This window comes from Cupriavidus oxalaticus (genome assembly GCF_004768545.1).
Taxonomy (GTDB): domain Bacteria; phylum Pseudomonadota; class Gammaproteobacteria; order Burkholderiales; family Burkholderiaceae; genus Cupriavidus; species Cupriavidus oxalaticus_A.
In genome coordinates, this window is sequence record NZ_CP038635.1 from 1224967 (window position 1) to 1238581 (window position 13615).

At 68.6% G+C, this 13615-nt stretch carries 13 protein-coding genes; 6 read left to right on the forward strand and 7 right to left on the reverse strand.

Annotated features, from left to right (window positions below; all coding sequences use genetic code 11):
- Positions 1-7: 7 nt before the first annotated feature.
- From E0W60_RS16515 to wrbA, 3 genes are read right to left on the reverse strand one after another with little or no spacing between them, the layout of a single operon-like run.
- Positions 8-1426 carry an FAD-binding oxidoreductase gene (locus E0W60_RS16515; RefSeq protein ID WP_135704973.1) on the reverse strand — a complete coding sequence of 473 codons (1419 nt, stop codon included), beginning with the start codon at positions 1424-1426 and terminating at the stop codon, positions 8-10.
- Positions 1427-1458: 32 nt separating this feature from the next.
- Complete coding sequence (locus E0W60_RS16520; RefSeq protein WP_135704974.1) at positions 1459-1866, reverse strand: DUF2069 domain-containing protein; 408 nt, start codon at positions 1864-1866, stop codon at positions 1459-1461.
- On the reverse strand, positions 1863-2465 hold the full coding sequence (gene wrbA / locus E0W60_RS16525) for an NAD(P)H:quinone oxidoreductase (RefSeq protein WP_135704975.1): 603 nt from the start codon (positions 2463-2465) through the stop codon (positions 1863-1865). The genes E0W60_RS16520 and wrbA overlap by 4 nt, the downstream gene beginning before the upstream one ends.
- Before the next feature lie 187 nt (positions 2466-2652).
- On the opposite strand from wrbA, the gene E0W60_RS16530 reads away from it, so the two are divergent.
- Positions 2653-3993, forward strand: a complete 1341-nt coding sequence (locus E0W60_RS16530; RefSeq protein WP_135704976.1) for a YihY family inner membrane protein — start codon at positions 2653-2655, stop codon at positions 3991-3993.
- 19 nt (positions 3994-4012) lie between these two features.
- On the opposite strand, the gene E0W60_RS16535 is transcribed toward E0W60_RS16530, so the two are convergent.
- The 3 genes from E0W60_RS16535 to E0W60_RS16545 all read right to left on the reverse strand — a co-directional run bounded on the left by E0W60_RS16535 (position 4013) and on the right by E0W60_RS16545 (position 6566).
- Positions 4013-4330, reverse strand: coding sequence for an Mpo1-like protein (locus E0W60_RS16535; RefSeq protein WP_133097468.1), 318 nt, complete (start codon positions 4328-4330; stop codon positions 4013-4015).
- Between the two features lie 104 nt (positions 4331-4434).
- The gene (locus E0W60_RS16540; protein ID WP_135704977.1) at positions 4435-5259 is read right to left on the reverse strand and encodes an alpha/beta fold hydrolase; all 825 of its coding nucleotides are present in this window, start codon (positions 5257-5259) and stop codon (positions 4435-4437) included.
- Entirely contained in the window at positions 5259-6566 is a 1308-nt protein-coding gene (locus E0W60_RS16545) for an O-acetylhomoserine aminocarboxypropyltransferase (RefSeq protein WP_133097466.1), read from the reverse strand. Before E0W60_RS16545 ends, E0W60_RS16540 begins: the two co-directional genes overlap by 1 nt.
- Positions 6567-6802: 236 nt before the next feature.
- Here E0W60_RS16545 and E0W60_RS16550 point away from each other — a divergent pair, with 236 nt between their 5' ends.
- From E0W60_RS16550 to E0W60_RS16570, 5 genes are all read left to right on the forward strand, one after another.
- Positions 6803-7246 (forward strand): CBS domain-containing protein, encoded by a 444-nt coding sequence (locus E0W60_RS16550; RefSeq protein ID WP_133097465.1) that lies wholly within the window; start codon positions 6803-6805, stop codon positions 7244-7246.
- Between the two features lie 184 nt (positions 7247-7430).
- Entirely contained in the window at positions 7431-9329 is a 1899-nt protein-coding gene (locus E0W60_RS16555) for an MFS transporter (protein WP_135704978.1), read from the forward strand.
- Between the two features lie 33 nt (positions 9330-9362).
- Positions 9363-10085, forward strand: a complete 723-nt coding sequence (locus E0W60_RS16560) for a glutathione S-transferase C-terminal domain-containing protein (RefSeq protein ID WP_135704979.1) — start codon at positions 9363-9365, stop codon at positions 10083-10085.
- Positions 10086-10159: 74 nt separating this feature from the next.
- On the forward strand, positions 10160-11269 hold the full coding sequence (gene aroC / locus E0W60_RS16565) for a chorismate synthase (RefSeq protein WP_135704980.1): 1110 nt from the start codon (positions 10160-10162) through the stop codon (positions 11267-11269).
- A gap of 10 nt (positions 11270-11279) precedes the next feature.
- Positions 11280-12563 (forward strand): MFS transporter, encoded by a 1284-nt coding sequence (locus E0W60_RS16570; RefSeq protein WP_135704981.1) that lies wholly within the window; start codon positions 11280-11282, stop codon positions 12561-12563.
- Here E0W60_RS16570 and E0W60_RS16575 read toward each other — a convergent pair.
- A complete protein-coding gene (locus tag E0W60_RS16575) occupies positions 12485-13591 on the reverse strand; it encodes an NAD(P)/FAD-dependent oxidoreductase (protein WP_135704982.1) in 1107 nt (368 codons plus the stop codon). The two genes, E0W60_RS16570 and E0W60_RS16575, sit on opposite strands and share 79 nt — an antisense overlap.
- Between the last annotated feature and the right edge of the window lie 24 nt (positions 13592-13615).

The window sequence follows — 13615 nt, forward strand, 5'->3', positions numbered from 1 at the left end:
AGCGTGCTCAGAGTACCTTGCCCGGGTTCATCAGCCCCAGCGGGTCGAGCGCGCCCTTGATCGCGCGCATCAGCGCCAGCTCGACCTCGCTCTTGTAGTGCTGCAGTTCTTCGCGCTTGAGCTGGCCCACGCCATGCTCGGCGGAGATCGAGCCGCAGTGCGAGCGCACGCTGTCGTGCACGATGCGGTTGACCTGGTCCTGGTTGGCCAGGAAGGCGTCATGGTCGACGCCTTCCGGCGGCGATACGTTGTAGTGCAGGTTGCCATCGCCAAGGTGGCCGAAGGTCACCATGCGCGCGCCGGGGAAGGCGTTCTGCAGCAGCGCGTCGGTGGTCTCGATGAAGTCCGCCACGCGCGAGACCGGCACGGCGATATCGTGCTTGATGTTCTTGCCGTCCTCGACCTGCGCCAGCGGGATATGCTCGCGCAGGTTCCAGAAATCGCGCGACTGCTGCACCGACTCGGCCACCACGGCGTCAAGCACCACGCCGGCGTCGAAGGCGGCGTTCATCAGCGTTTCGAAGATGCCGCGCGCGTGGGCTTCGCCCTCGCTGTCGGACAGCTCCATCAGCACCAGCTGCGGGTGGATGTCGGCGAACGGGTAGCGCAGCTGGGGGTAGTGCTGCGTCACCAGCGCCATGCAGCGCGCCGACATCAGCTCGAAGCCGGTCAGCATTGCACCCGCATGCGACTGCGCGATCGCCAGCAGCGCCAGCGCGGCGCGCGGGCTCTGCACCGCGGCCAGCGCGGTGACCGAGGCGCGCGGCAGCGGGAACAGCTTCATCACGGCGGCGGTGATGATGCCGAGCGTGCCTTCGGCGCCGATATACAGGTCGCGCAGGTCATAGCCGGTGTTGTCCTTGCGCAGGCCGCGCAGGCCATGCCAGGTGTCGCCCGTCGGCGTCACCACCTCCAGCCCCAGGCACAGCTCGCGCGTATTGCCATAGCGCAGCACTGCGGTGCCGCCGGCATTGGTTGACAGGTTGCCGCCAATGGTGCAGCTGCCCTCGGCCGCCAGGCTCAGCGGAAACAGCCGGCCGTGCTCGCGCGCCACGTCCTGCAGGTGCTGCAGCACCACGCCGGCTTCGACGGTGATGGTGTTGTTGAGCGGATCGACCTGGCGGATGCGGTTGAGCCGTTGCAGCGACAGCACCACCGCATCGCGCCCGGCCGCCGGCGTGGCGCCGCCGCACAGGCCGGTATTGCCGCCCTGCGGCACCACCGCGACCTTGTGCGCATGGCAGGCATGGACCGCGGCCGCGACTTCCTCGGTGGTGCCGGGGCGCAGCACGGCCAGCGCCTCGCCGCTGTAGCGCTTGCGCCAGTCGGTCAGGTAGGGGGCCTTGTCGGCGGCCTGGGTCAGCACGTGCTGCGGGCCCAGCGCGGCGCGACACAGGGCGAGTAAGGAATCTTGGGACGAGGTCATGGGCGGGAAATCGATTCGTGGGGAGCGCCGGCTCAGCGCTTTTGCGGCGCTGCCTTGGCGGCCGCTCGGGCGCGGCGCTTGTACGGCCGCAGGTACAGGATGGTGCTGGTGAAGAACACCAGCGTCAGTGCCACCTCCACCCAGGCCAGCGTCGCGGAGAAGCCGCGGTCGCTGGTGGCGCGCACGATGCCCTCGGTGAAGAACAGCAGGATCAGCATCGACGACCACTGCATGGTGTAGCGGTTGCGCGTCAGCACGCCGCGCAGCGGCAGTAGCAGCGGCAAGAACTTGATGATCAGCCACGAGCCGCCCGGACGCAGCGGCGCCAGGAACCATTCCCAGGCGATGCACAGCACCATCAGCGCCACCAGGCTGCCCGCGCTGATCCGATGCAGCCAGGGGCTGTGCAGCGCGCTGTCGCTGTCGGCGGGCGCGTTCATGCCTGCGCTCCGGACAGGCGCAGCGCGGCTTGCGCCAGGCGTCGGCCCATGGCCATCGCCAGCGCCGATTCGTCCTCGGTGATGGGGCCGCGATTGTCGACATAGGCATGGTGGCTCGGGCCGTACGGCGTGCCGCCCGAGGCGGTCGTCATCAGGCCCTTCTCGGAATAGGGCAGGCCCATGATCAGCATGCCGTGGTGCAGCAGCGGCAGCATCATCGACAGCAGGGTGGTCTCCTGGCCGCCGTGCAGGCTGCCGGTGGCGGTGAACACGCAGGCGGGCTTGCCGGTCAGCGCGCCCGACAGCCACTGGGCCACGGTGCCGTCCAGGAAGTATTTGACCGGCGCGGCCATGTTGCCAAAGCGCGTGGGGCTGCCCAGCGCGAGGCCCGCGCACTCTTCCAGGTCGCGCAGCTCGGCATAGGGTGGGCCGTCGGCGGGGATGTCGGGGGCGGTGGCCTCGCACACGGTCGAGACCGGCGGCACCGTGCGCAGGCGCGCCTGGGCGCCGGGGACGCTGTCGATGCCGTTGGCGATCAGTTCGGCGAGTTTGCGGGTGCTGCCGTGGCGGCTGTAATACAGGACGAGGATGTCGGTCATGGAGCGGGATGGCCGGCGCTGCCGGAAGGAGGCGGCGGGTGCCGCAGGCAATGCGCGTATTATAGATGTGCCCCCGCGCGCGCTCCCCCGCGAAGCGCCGCTTCCGCATCCCGGCAGATGCCCGTCCGCCCGCCGGCGCTGCCAACGTTCAAATCGATCCATCCATCCACGAGGAGATTGCTGCCGCATGCTTGGTACCCGCGTTGCCCGTCTGCGCAGGGAATGGAACCTGCAGAAGGTCCGCGCACTGGCGCGCTATGTCGTGCGCCGCGCCGGCGAAGACCGGCTGCCGCAGGTGTCCGCGAGCCTGACCTTTACCACCGTGCTGGCCGTGGTGCCGGTGCTGACGGTGGCGTTCGCGCTGCTGGCCGCGTTCCCGGTATTCCGCGACTTCCGCAATGCCATCGAGGCGTTCCTGTTCCAGAACCTGATTCCCGGCAACGTCAGCGAATCGATCTCGCGCTACATCGGCCAGTTCGCCAAGAGCGCACGCGGGTTGACGGCGCTGGGCCTGGGCGGGCTGATGGTGACGTCGGTGCTCACCATGCTGACGGTGGAGGACGCGCTCAACGCGATCTGGCGCGTCAAGCAGCGCCGCCCGCTGGCGCAGCGGGTGCTGGTGTTCTGGGCGGTGCTGACCTTCGGGCCGGTACTGATCGGCGCGAGCCTGTCGATCAGTTCCTACCTGATCTCGATCTCGGCTGGCTACGTCGGCACCATGCCGGTGGGGATCGGCCTGCTGGTCAGCGCGACGCCGGTGGTGCTGTCGGCGCTGGCCTTTGCCTTCCTGTACACCGCGGTGCCCAATGCCTATGTGGAGTGGCGCGATGCCATCGTCGCCGGCGTAGTGGCGGCGATCGCGTTCGAGTTCGCCAAGCGCGGCTTCGGCTATTTCGTCACGCATATCCCGGCCTATACGGCGGTCTACGGCACCTTCGCGGCGCTGCCGATCTTCCTGCTGTGGATCTACCTGAGCTGGCTGGTGACGCTGCTGGGCGCCACCATCGCTGCCAACATGCCGGTGATCCGGCAGGGCTACTGGCGCCGCCGCACCTTTGCCGGCAGCGAGTTCTTCGATGCACTGGGCGTGCTGCTGCTGCTCTACCGCGCCCGCGACGAGGTGCCGCGCAGCGTGGGCGAACTGGACCTGGGGCGCAAGCTGCGCGTTGAAGCGGATTACCTGGCGGGGCTGCTCGGCAAGCTCAAGGCCATGCACCTGGTCGGGCGTCTGCAGCAGGAGGGCGGGCAGGCGCACTGGGCCTTGCTGTGCGATCCGTCGCAGGTGACGCTGCGCATGCTGCACGACCGGCTGGTGCTGAACCTGCCGCGGTTGCCGCGCACCGCGCTGGCGCAGCAGCTGCGTGGCGCCGAGTCGCTGCGGTCGCTGCTGGACAATCCGCAGCTGGACCAGACGCTGGAGGCGGTTTTCCGCCAGCAGCCGGCCGACTTGCCGCCTGCGGCGGAAGATGGGGCGCCGCAACGGCGCACGCTGGAGGTGGTGCCGCCGGGCTGGCACGGGCAAGTGTGAGCCCTGGGCGGCGGCCGCGTCAGAAAGGAATCTTGCCACGCCAGATTTCGGCGTACATGACCCAGTCGCCCATCAGGCTGTAGAGCGGATGGCGGAAGGTTGCGGGCCGGTTTTTCTCGAAGCCGAAATGACCGGCCCAGGCGAAGGCGTAGCCGGCGACCACGGCGCCCAGCAGCCACCACGCATTGCCGGTCACTACCAGCGCCACGAGGCACAGCAGCGCCACGGTCGAGCCGACAAAATGCAGGCGCCGGCAGGTACGGTCCTGGTGCTCGCTCAGGTAGTAGGGGTAGAAGGCCGCGAAGTTCTCGAACTCGCGCCTGTGGGCGTGGGCCATGGCTGTCTCCGGCAGGTCTTATGTTGTGCAGTGTAGACCTTCCACGCCCCCATGCCCCTGAAGGGAGGATGGCCGCCGGCATGGCCGGCCATCCGGCGCAGCTGTCAGCCCGCCGCGACCACCTTGCGCGCAAAGGCCGCCAGCGCGTCCAGCACTTCGTCCGGGCGCTCGCCCATCAGCGCATGGCCGCACGGCACCGATACCAGGCTGGCCTTCGCCATCTTGCCGGCCAGCGCCTGGGCCGCCTTGGGCGAGGTCATCATGTCCTTGCTGCCGGTGATGAGCAGCGCCGGGCAGGCTACCGCGGCGGCGGCTTCCTCGCCGTGCGCATAGGCATTGCACGCGGAGAAGTCGTTGTGGAACACATGCGCCTGCGGGTTGTTGCGCGATACGCGCTCCATCAGCCGCTGGCTGCCGCCGTGCATCCAGGCGCCGGGACCCGGCGATGAGGGCTTGTTGGCCAGGCTCGAATGCGACCACGCGTTGACCATGGCGATGGCCTCGCTCTCACGGTTCAGCGAGGCATCGAGCAGCGCATCGGAAACCTTCATCGGATAGGCCGTGGCGAGCAAGGCGATGCCGCGCACCGCCTGCGGATGCCGCGCCGCGCATTCGAGCGCGATCAGCGAACCCATGCTGTGGCCGAACACGAAGGCCGGCGCCTTGACGCCGGCGGCGGCCACCAGCGCCATCACCCAGTCGGCCATGGCCTCGACGGTGGCCAGGGGCGTGCCCTGGCTGCGGTTGTGGCCGGGCAGGTCCACCGCCAGCACCGAGAAGCCGTGGTTGGCGAACCAGCGCGTCTGCAGCGCCCACACGCTGTGGTCGTTCTGCGCGCCGTGGACAAACACCGCGCAGGGCAGGGCGGGATCGAAGGGTTTGCCGCCGGTATAGGCGTAGGCCGGCTGGCCTGCAACGTTCAGTTCCATCAGGCCTGCCCTCCCTTGCTCATGGTCTTCTCGGCGGCCTTCAGGCCGCGCTTGAGGTCGTCGATCAGGTCGTCCGGGTCTTCCAGGCCGATCGACAGGCGGATCGTGCCCTCGGCGATGCCGGCCGACTGCAGCGCCGCCGCGTCCATGCGGAAGTGCGTGGTCGACGCCGGGTGGATCACCAGCGAGCGCGCATCGCCCACGTTGGCCAGGTGCGAGAACAGCGACAGGCTTTCGATAAAGCGCTGGCCCGCCAGGCGGTTGCCCTTCAGGTTGAAGCTGAACACCGCGCCGCAGCCGCGCGGCAGCAGGCGCTTGGCCAGTTCGTAGTCGGGGTGCGATTCCAGCTCGGGGTAGGACACCGACTCCACCATCGGGTTCGAGGCCAGGAACTGCACCACCTTACGGGTGTTGTCGACATGGCGGCTCATGCGCAGCGGCAGCGTCTCCACGCCCTGCAGCAGCTGCCACGCGGCCATCGGGTTCATGCAGGCGCCGAAGTCGCGCAGGCCTTCGCGGCGCGCGCGCAGCAGGAAGGGCGCCACCGTGCTTTCCTCGGTGAACACCATGTTGTGGAAGCCTTCATAGGGCTCGGACAGCTCGGGGAAGCGGCCCGATTTTTCGAAGTCGAAGGTGCCGCCCTCGACCAGCACGCCGCCGATGGTGGTGCCATGGCCGCCCAGGAACTTGGTCGCCGAGTGGTAGAGCAGGCCCGCGCCGAGATCGAACGGGCGCAACAGGTAGGGCGTGGTGAAGGTCGAATCGACCAGCAGCGGGATGCCGTGGTCCTGGCCGAGCTGCGCCAGCGTGGTGATGTCGAGCACGTCCAAGCCCGGGTTGCCCAGCGTCTCGCCGAACAGCAGCTTGGTATTGGGGCGGATCGCGGCGCGCCAGGCGTCGATGTCGCGCGCCTTGACGAAGGTGGTCTCGATGCCGAAGCGGCGCAGCGTGTAGTGCAGCAGGTTGTGCGAGCCGCCGTACAGCGCCGACGACGCCACCACGTGCGAGCCGGCCCCCATCAGCGTGGCCACGGCCAGGTGCAGCGCGGCCTGGCCGGAGGCGGTGGCGATCGCGCCGGCGCCGTTCTCCAGCGCCGCGATGCGCTCTTCGAGCACGGCCACGGTCGGGTTGGAGATGCGCGAATAGACGTGGCCCGCCCGCTCCATGTTGAACAGCGACGCCGCGTGCTCGCTGTCGCGGAACACGAACGAGGTGGTCAGGTGGATGGGGGTGGCGCGCGCCCCGGTGGCGGGGTCTGGCGCGGCGCCGGCGTGCAGCGCCAGCGTATCGAAGCGGGTTCCGGACATGGTCGGTCGGGTGTAGTTATCTCCGGCCAGCATCGTAGCATCGTGCGCACGCCCACGCTGGCAGATCACCCGCAAACCGGCCTCCTGCTTTACTTTGCCGGCTGGTTTGGGCTAGGATCGGACGCACGGGCATCTCTGCCCGCACATCCCGGACAGATAACGAAGTGACCGGCATCGCCCCCGCGATGTGGCCGGCGCAAATCAGCACAGCTCAGTACAAGGCAGCGGAGACCAACATGAAAGTCAGCGACATCCTGCAGATCAAGGGCAATACGCTCTACACCGTGACGCCTGACACCTCCTTGCTGCTCGCAGTCAACACCATGGCCGAGCGCGACATCGGCTCCCTGGTGGTGATGGAATACGGCGACCTGGTCGGCATGCTGACCTTCCGCGAAATCATCGAGACTCTGGCCCGCAACGGCGGCACCCTTGGCACCAGCAGCATCCGCAAGGTGATGGACGATGCGCCGCTGACCTGCACCATGGAAACCGATGTGAACGAAGTCCGCCGGATGATGCTTGAGCGTCACACCCGCTACCTGCCGGTGCTCGACAACCGCACGCTGATGGGCGTGATTTCCTTCTATGACGTCGCCAAGGCGGTGGTCGAGGACCAGAGCTTCGAGAACAAGATGCTCAAGGCCTATATCCGCGACTGGCCTGAAGAGCGGGCCTGAACGCCCGGCTGCGCCCGCCCTGCCGGCGGCGGGGCAGCCTGTCCCGTAGTCCCCTTCGGAAAATTGTTGCGACTGGCGCCGCGCGGCCGCGTGGCGGTGGCATGATGGCGGCCGGTTTCCGGCTCCGGCAAACTTGCCGGCGTATCCATTTCCGCGGCGGCCCCAGCAGGCCGACCGGTCATCCATGAGCCAACACAGCCAGTTCCGACTGCTCGGCGCGCGCCGCTTCGCCCCGTTCTTCTGGACCCAGTTCCTGGGGGCGATGAACGACAACGTCTTCAAGGTCGCCTTCACGTCGCTGGTGACCTATCACACGGCGCTGTTCGAGGGCGTGGACGCGCGCAGTGCCGCCTTCCTGATCTCGGCCATCTTTATCGCGCCGTTCCTGTTGTTCTCCGCCACCAGCGGGCAGGTCGCCGACAAGATCGAGAAGTCGCGCCTGATCCGGCTGGTCAAGTCGCTGGAAATCGCCATCATGGTGCTGGGGCTGGCCGGCTTTGCCTGGCATAGCGCGCCGCTGCTCTACGCCGGCACGTTCCTGATGGGGCTGCATTCGACGCTGTTCGGGCCGGTCAAGTTTGCCTACCTGCCGCAGCACCTGGATGAAAGCGAGCTGGTCGGCGGCAATGGGCTGGTCGAGATGGGCACCTTCGTCGCGATCCTGATCGGCACGCTGGTCGGCGGCGAGCTGGCGGGGTTGCAGCAGGGCGGCACGGTGGTGGGGCCGCTGTATGTCGGCGCCGTGTGCGTGGCGATCGCCGTGGCCGGGCGCGTGGTGTCGGGCCGGATCCCGGTGTCGCCGGCGCCCCAGCCTGAACTGCGCATCAACTGGAACCCGTTTTCCGAGACCTGGCGCAACCTGGTGCTGGCGCACGGCAATCGCACGGTATTCCAGAGCCTGCTCGGGATTTCGTGGCTGTGGTTCCTCGGCGCGACCTTCCTGACCTCCTTCTTCAGCTATGCCAAGGATGTGCTGGGCGGCGACCAGAACGTGGTCACGCTGCTGCTGGCGGTGTTCTCGCTGGGCATCGGCACCGGTTCGCTGCTGTGCGAGCGGCTGTCCGGGCGCCATGTCGAGGTCGGGCTGGTGCCGTTCGGCTCGATCGGCATGACGGTGTTTGCCGTCGACCTGTACTTTGCCAGCCAGGGGCAGCCGCCGGCCGCGCTGACCGGCATCGGCGGCTTCCTGGCCGAGGCGCGCCACTGGCGCGTGCTGGCCGACCTGTTCCTGCTGGCGATGTTCGGCGGCTTCTACAGCGTGCCGCTGTACGCGCTGATCCAGAGCCGCAGCGCGCCCACGCACCGCGCGCGCATCATTGCCGCCAATAACATCCTGAACAGCTTCTTCATGATCGCGGCCTCGCTGCTGGGCGTGGCGATGGCGAACGCCGGCTACAGCATCCCGCAGCTGTACCTGGTGGTAGGGCTGCTCAACGCGGTGGTGGCGGTCTACATCTATTCGCTGGTGCCGGAATTCCTGCTGCGCTTTATCGCCTGGATCCTGGTGCATACGCTGTACCGGCTGCGCCGCGTGAACGCCGAGCGCATTCCCGCCGATGGGCCCGCAGTGCTGGTCTGCAACCATGTCAGCTTCGCCGATGCGGTGGTGCTGATGGCATGCAGCCCGCGTCCCGTGCGCTTCGTGATGGACTACCGCATCTTCAGCGTGCCGCTGCTGTCGTGGTTCTTCCGCCAGGCCCGCGCGATCCCGATCGCGCCCGCGCACGAACACCCGGACATGCTCAGGCGCGCGTATGACAGCGTGGCGCAGGCGCTGGAGGAGGGCGACCTGGTCTGCATCTTCCCGGAGGGCAAGATCACCGCCAACGGCGAGATCAATCCGTTCCGCCAGGGCGTGCAGCAGATCATCCGCCGCACGCCGGTGCCGGTGGTGCCGATGGCGCTGCGCGGGCTGTGGGGCAGCTTTTTCTCGCGCAAGGATGCGCCGGCGATGTCGCGGCCGTTCCGCCGCGGCATCCTGAACCGGCTGGAACTGGTGGTGGGCGAGCCGGTGCCGCCGGAAGCGGCCACGCCCGAGGGGCTGCAGCAGATGGTGCAGGCCCTGCGCGGCGACTGGCGCTGAACGCAGGTTCTCCCACGCGGACCCGGACCCACGATGATCACGCTCTATACCTTCGGCCCGGCCTTCGGGCTGCCTGACGCCAGCCCGTTTGTCACCAAGGCCGAAATGCTGCTCAAGCTTGCCGGCCTGCCATACCACGCCCGCCCCGGCAGCCTGCGGCGCGCGCCCAAGGGCAAGCTGCCGTATCTCGATGACATGGGCCGGATCGTGGCGGATTCGACCTTGATCCGCTGGCATATCGAGAAGACTTACCACATCGATTTCGACGCCGGCCTGAGCCCCGCCGAGCGCGGCATCGCCTGGGCCGCCGAGAAGCTGATGGAAGACCACCTGTACTGGGCGGTGGCACGGGTGCGCTGGCTCGACCAGGCCAATTTCGAGCGCGGCCCGGCGCAGTTCTTCCGCGGCGTGCCGGCACCGGTGCGCGGGCTGGCCGAGCGGCTGGTGCGCTACAAGGTCAGGAAGACGCTGTGGGGGCAGGGGCTGGGCCGGCACAGCGAGGAAGAACTGGTGGCGCTCGCCAGCAAGGGCGTGACCTCGATCGCCGATATCCTGGGCGACAAGCGCTACCTGATGGGCGACAAGCCATGCGGCGCCGACGCCACGCTGTTCGCCTTTGCCGGCAGCCTGCTGTGCCCCACGTTCGACACGCCGATCCGCACCGCGGCGGAAGGGCATGCCAACCTGGTCGCCTACATGGACCGGATGCGGGCGGAGTTCTACCCGGACTTTGCACCGGAAACCGCGGCGGCCTGAGCCCGCCGGGCCGCCAGCGGGCGGGCAATGGCCTTACAATGGAGGCCGTCCCCAATTCCTGTGCGGTTTCCATCATGTCCGGCAACACCCTTGGCCTGCTCTTCACTGTTACCACCTTCGGCGAATCGCACGGCCCCGCCATCGGCGCGGTGGTGGATGGCTGCCCGCCGGGCATGGCGCTGAGCGAGGCCGATATCCAGGGCGACCTGGACCGCCGCAAGCCCGGCACCTCGCGCCACGTCACCCAGCGCAAGGAACCCGACCAGGTCGAGATCCTGTCCGGCGTGTTCGAGGGCAAGACCACCGGCACGCCGATCTGCCTGCTGATCCGCAACACCGACCAGCGCAGCAAGGACTATGGCAATATCGTCGAAACCTTCCGCCCGGGCCACGCCGACTACACCTACTGGCAGAAGTATGGCATCCGCGACTATCGCGGCGGCGGCCGGTCGTCGGCGCGCCTGACCGCGCCGGTGGTGGCTGCGGCGGCGGTGGCCAAGAAGTGGCTGCGCGAGCAGTACGGCACCGAGATCCGGGGCTATATGTCGCAACTGGGCGAGATCGCGGTGCCGTTCGCCGACTGGTCGCATGTGCCCGAGAACCCGTTCTTCGCGCCCAACGCCGACATCATTCCCGAGCTCGAAACTTATATGGACGCGCTGCGCCGCGACGGCGATTCGGTCGGCGCGCGCATCGAGGTGGTGGCCAGCAACGTGCCGGTCGGGCTGGGCGAGCCGTTGTTCGACCGCCTCGACGCCGACATCGCGCACGCGATGATGGGTATCAACGCAGTCAAGGGCGTGGAGATCGGCGCCGGTTTCGACAGCGTGTCGCAGCGCGGCAGCGTGCATGGCGACGAGCTGACCGCCGAGGGCTTCCGCACCAACAATGCCGGCGGCGTGCTCGGCGGCATTTCCACCGGCCAGGACGTCACCGTGTCGCTGGCGATCAAGCCGACGTCCTCGATCCGCACGCCGCGCGAGTCGATCGACAAGGCCGGCAACGCCGCCACGGTCGAGACCTTCGGGCGCCACGACCCGTGCGTCGGCATCCGCGCCACGCCGATCGCCGAGGCCATGCTGGCGCTGGTGCTGATGGACCACGCCCTGCGCCACCGCGCGCAGTGCGGCGACGTCAGGACCGACACGCCGCATATTCCGGCGCAGGCCGGCCAGACGCGCTGATCGCGCTGAGTTGGCCACCCTCCGTGGGGCTGGCGGCGCGACGGGCGCCGCTCGCCCGGACTATGCCCGCTTCGGGCTCTTCTACCTCGGCTACTACGGCTACGTCGGCGTCATCTCGCCGTATGTGAGCCTGTATTTCGCCGATCGCGGCTTCAACCCGGTGCAGATCGGCGTGCTGATGGCCAGCTTCCAGGTCAGCCGCATCGTCGGGCCCTACCTGTGGGGCTGGCTGTCCGACGTGATGCACACGCGCGTGCGCATCCTGCGCGTGAGCGCGTTCACCTCGCTGCTGGCGTTCCTGATGCTGCCCGGCGTGGGCAGCTACGGCGGCATGATGGCGATGATGCTGACGCTGAGCCTGCTCACCAGCGCGATGTCGCCGCTGGGCGATGCCCTCACCATCTCCACGCTGCGCCGCCATGGCGCCTTCGATCATAGCTACGGCCGCATCCGCATGTTCGGCTCGGTCGGCTTTATCGGCGCGGTGCTGGCCGGCGGGGCGCTGTTCGAGGCGGTTGGCATGCGTGCGTTCCCGTGGGTGGCCAGCGGCCTGCTGGCGATCCTGGCGGGCGTGGTGCTGACCATGCGCGATGCCGCCGACGAAGGGCCGCGCATGCCCGCGCCGCGCGCGCTGCCGCTGCTGCGCCGGCCTGACGTGGCGTGGTTCCTGGCGTCGGCCTTCCTGATGATGTTCGCGCATGCCGCGCTATACGTGTTCTATTCGCTGTGGCTGGAGAAGCTTGGCTACAGCAAGTTCGCCATCGGCGTGATGTGGACCATCGGCGTGGTCGCGGAGATCGTCTTCTTCTACTACCAGGGCCTGTTGTTCGCGCGCTTCGCGCTGCGCACCATCCTGGCTGGCACCTTTGTGCTGGCGGCGGTCCGCTTCGGCCTGACCGGCTACTTCGCGCAGTTTGCCTGGCTGATGGCGCTGGTGCAGGTGTTGCACGCGGCCACCTTCGCCGCGCACCACAGCGCCAGCCTGAAGCGGCTGCAGGCATGGTTCGCCGGCCCGTTGCAGGGGCGCGGGCAGGCGCTGTACACGGGCATTTCCTACGGCGTGGGCGGCACGCTCGGCGGGCTGGTGATGGGCTGGACCTGGAATGCGCTGGCGCCCGAACACACCTTCGGGCTGGCCGCCGTGGCCGCGGCGGCCGGCGCCTTCTGCGCGGCGATGAGCTTCCGCGCGGAAGGTGCGGCAGGCGGCGATGCGACTCAGGCCAGCGCGGCGCAGACGCGCTCGGCGATCGCCAGCGACGAGGTCAGCCCCGGCGACTCGATGCCGAACAGGTGAACCAGCCCCGGCACGCCGTGCACGGCGGGGCCGTCGATGCGGAAGTCGGCCGCCAGCTCGTGCGGGCCGCTGATCTTGGGGCGGATGCCGGCATAGCCCGGCTGCAGCGCGCCGTCGGCCAGTCCCGGCCAGTAGCGGCGCACCTCGTCATAGAAACTGTCGGCATCGGCCGGGTCCACGCTGTACTCGATATCGTCGATCCAGCGCACGTTGGGGCCGAAGCGCGCCTGGCCGCCGAGATCCAGCGTCAGGTGCACGCCCAGGCCGGCGGCCTCGGGCACCGGATAGATCAGCCGTGAGAACGGCGCGCGTCCGGCCAGCGTGAAATAGCAGCCCTTGGCGTAGTACTGCGGCGGGATATGGGCTTCGGGCATGCCGTCGAGGCGGCGCGCCAGTTCCGGCGCGGTCAGGCCGGCCGAGTTCACCACCGTCCGCGCCAGCAGCGTGGTGGCGCCCCCATCTTCGCTGCCCACTTCCAGCCGAATCCCGTCCGCCGTGATCGCGCCGGCCAGCACCGGCGACTGCACCGCCAGCACCGCACCGGCGTTCTCGGCATCGCCCAGCAGCGCGGTCATCAGGCCGTGACTGTCGACGATGCCGGTGGAGGGCGACAGCAGCGCGGCATGGCATTGCAGCTGCGGCTCCAGCGCCTGCGCTTCGTCGCGCGAGAGCAGCCGCAGGTCGTCGACGCCGTTGGCCGCCGCCTTGGCGCGGATGCCGTCGAGCGTCGCCACCTGCGCCGCGCTGGTGGCGACGATCAGCTTGCCGCAGCGCTGGTGCGCCACGTGGTGCGTGGCGCAGTAGTCGTACAGCATGGCCTTGCCGCGCACGCACAGCTCTGCCTTCAGCGAACCGGCGGGATAGTAGATGCCGGCGTGGATGACTTCGCTGTTGCGCGCGCTGGTGATGGTGCCGAAGGCGTTTTCCGCTTCCAGGATGATCACCTCGCGGCCCTGCAGCGCGAGGGCGCGCGCGGCTGCCAGTCCTACGACACCGGCGCCGATGACGACGCAGTCCACCTTTTCCATGCTCGTTTCCTTGTTGCTATGGTT

Excerpts from the sequence above, each read along its gene's own strand:
- E0W60_RS16535 (WP_133097468.1), bottom strand. The coding sequence starts at position 4,330 with ATGGCCCACGCCCACAGGCGCGAGTTCGAGAACTTCGCGGCCTTCTAC.
- E0W60_RS16545 (WP_133097466.1), bottom strand. The coding sequence starts at position 6,566 with ATGTCCGGAACCCGCTTCGATACGCTGGCGCTGCACGCCGGCGCCGCG.
- E0W60_RS16530 (WP_135704976.1), top strand. The coding sequence starts at position 2,653 with ATGCTTGGTACCCGCGTTGCCCGTCTGCGCAGGGAATGGAACCTGCAG.
- E0W60_RS16575 (WP_135704982.1), bottom strand. The coding sequence starts at position 13,591 with ATGGAAAAGGTGGACTGCGTCGTCATCGGCGCCGGTGTCGTAGGACTG.
- E0W60_RS16540 (WP_135704977.1), bottom strand. The coding sequence starts at position 5,259 with ATGGAACTGAACGTTGCAGGCCAGCCGGCCTACGCCTATACCGGCGGC.
- E0W60_RS16520 (WP_135704974.1), bottom strand. The coding sequence starts at position 1,866 with ATGAACGCGCCCGCCGACAGCGACAGCGCGCTGCACAGCCCCTGGCTG.
- E0W60_RS16560 (WP_135704979.1), top strand. The coding sequence starts at position 9,363 with ATGATCACGCTCTATACCTTCGGCCCGGCCTTCGGGCTGCCTGACGCC.
- E0W60_RS16515 (WP_135704973.1), bottom strand. The coding sequence starts at position 1,426 with ATGACCTCGTCCCAAGATTCCTTACTCGCCCTGTGTCGCGCCGCGCTG.
- aroC (WP_135704980.1), top strand. The coding sequence starts at position 10,160 with ATGTCCGGCAACACCCTTGGCCTGCTCTTCACTGTTACCACCTTCGGC.
- E0W60_RS16555 (WP_135704978.1), top strand. The coding sequence starts at position 7,431 with ATGAGCCAACACAGCCAGTTCCGACTGCTCGGCGCGCGCCGCTTCGCC.
- wrbA (WP_135704975.1), bottom strand. The coding sequence starts at position 2,465 with ATGACCGACATCCTCGTCCTGTATTACAGCCGCCACGGCAGCACCCGC.
- E0W60_RS16550 (WP_133097465.1), top strand. The coding sequence starts at position 6,803 with ATGAAAGTCAGCGACATCCTGCAGATCAAGGGCAATACGCTCTACACC.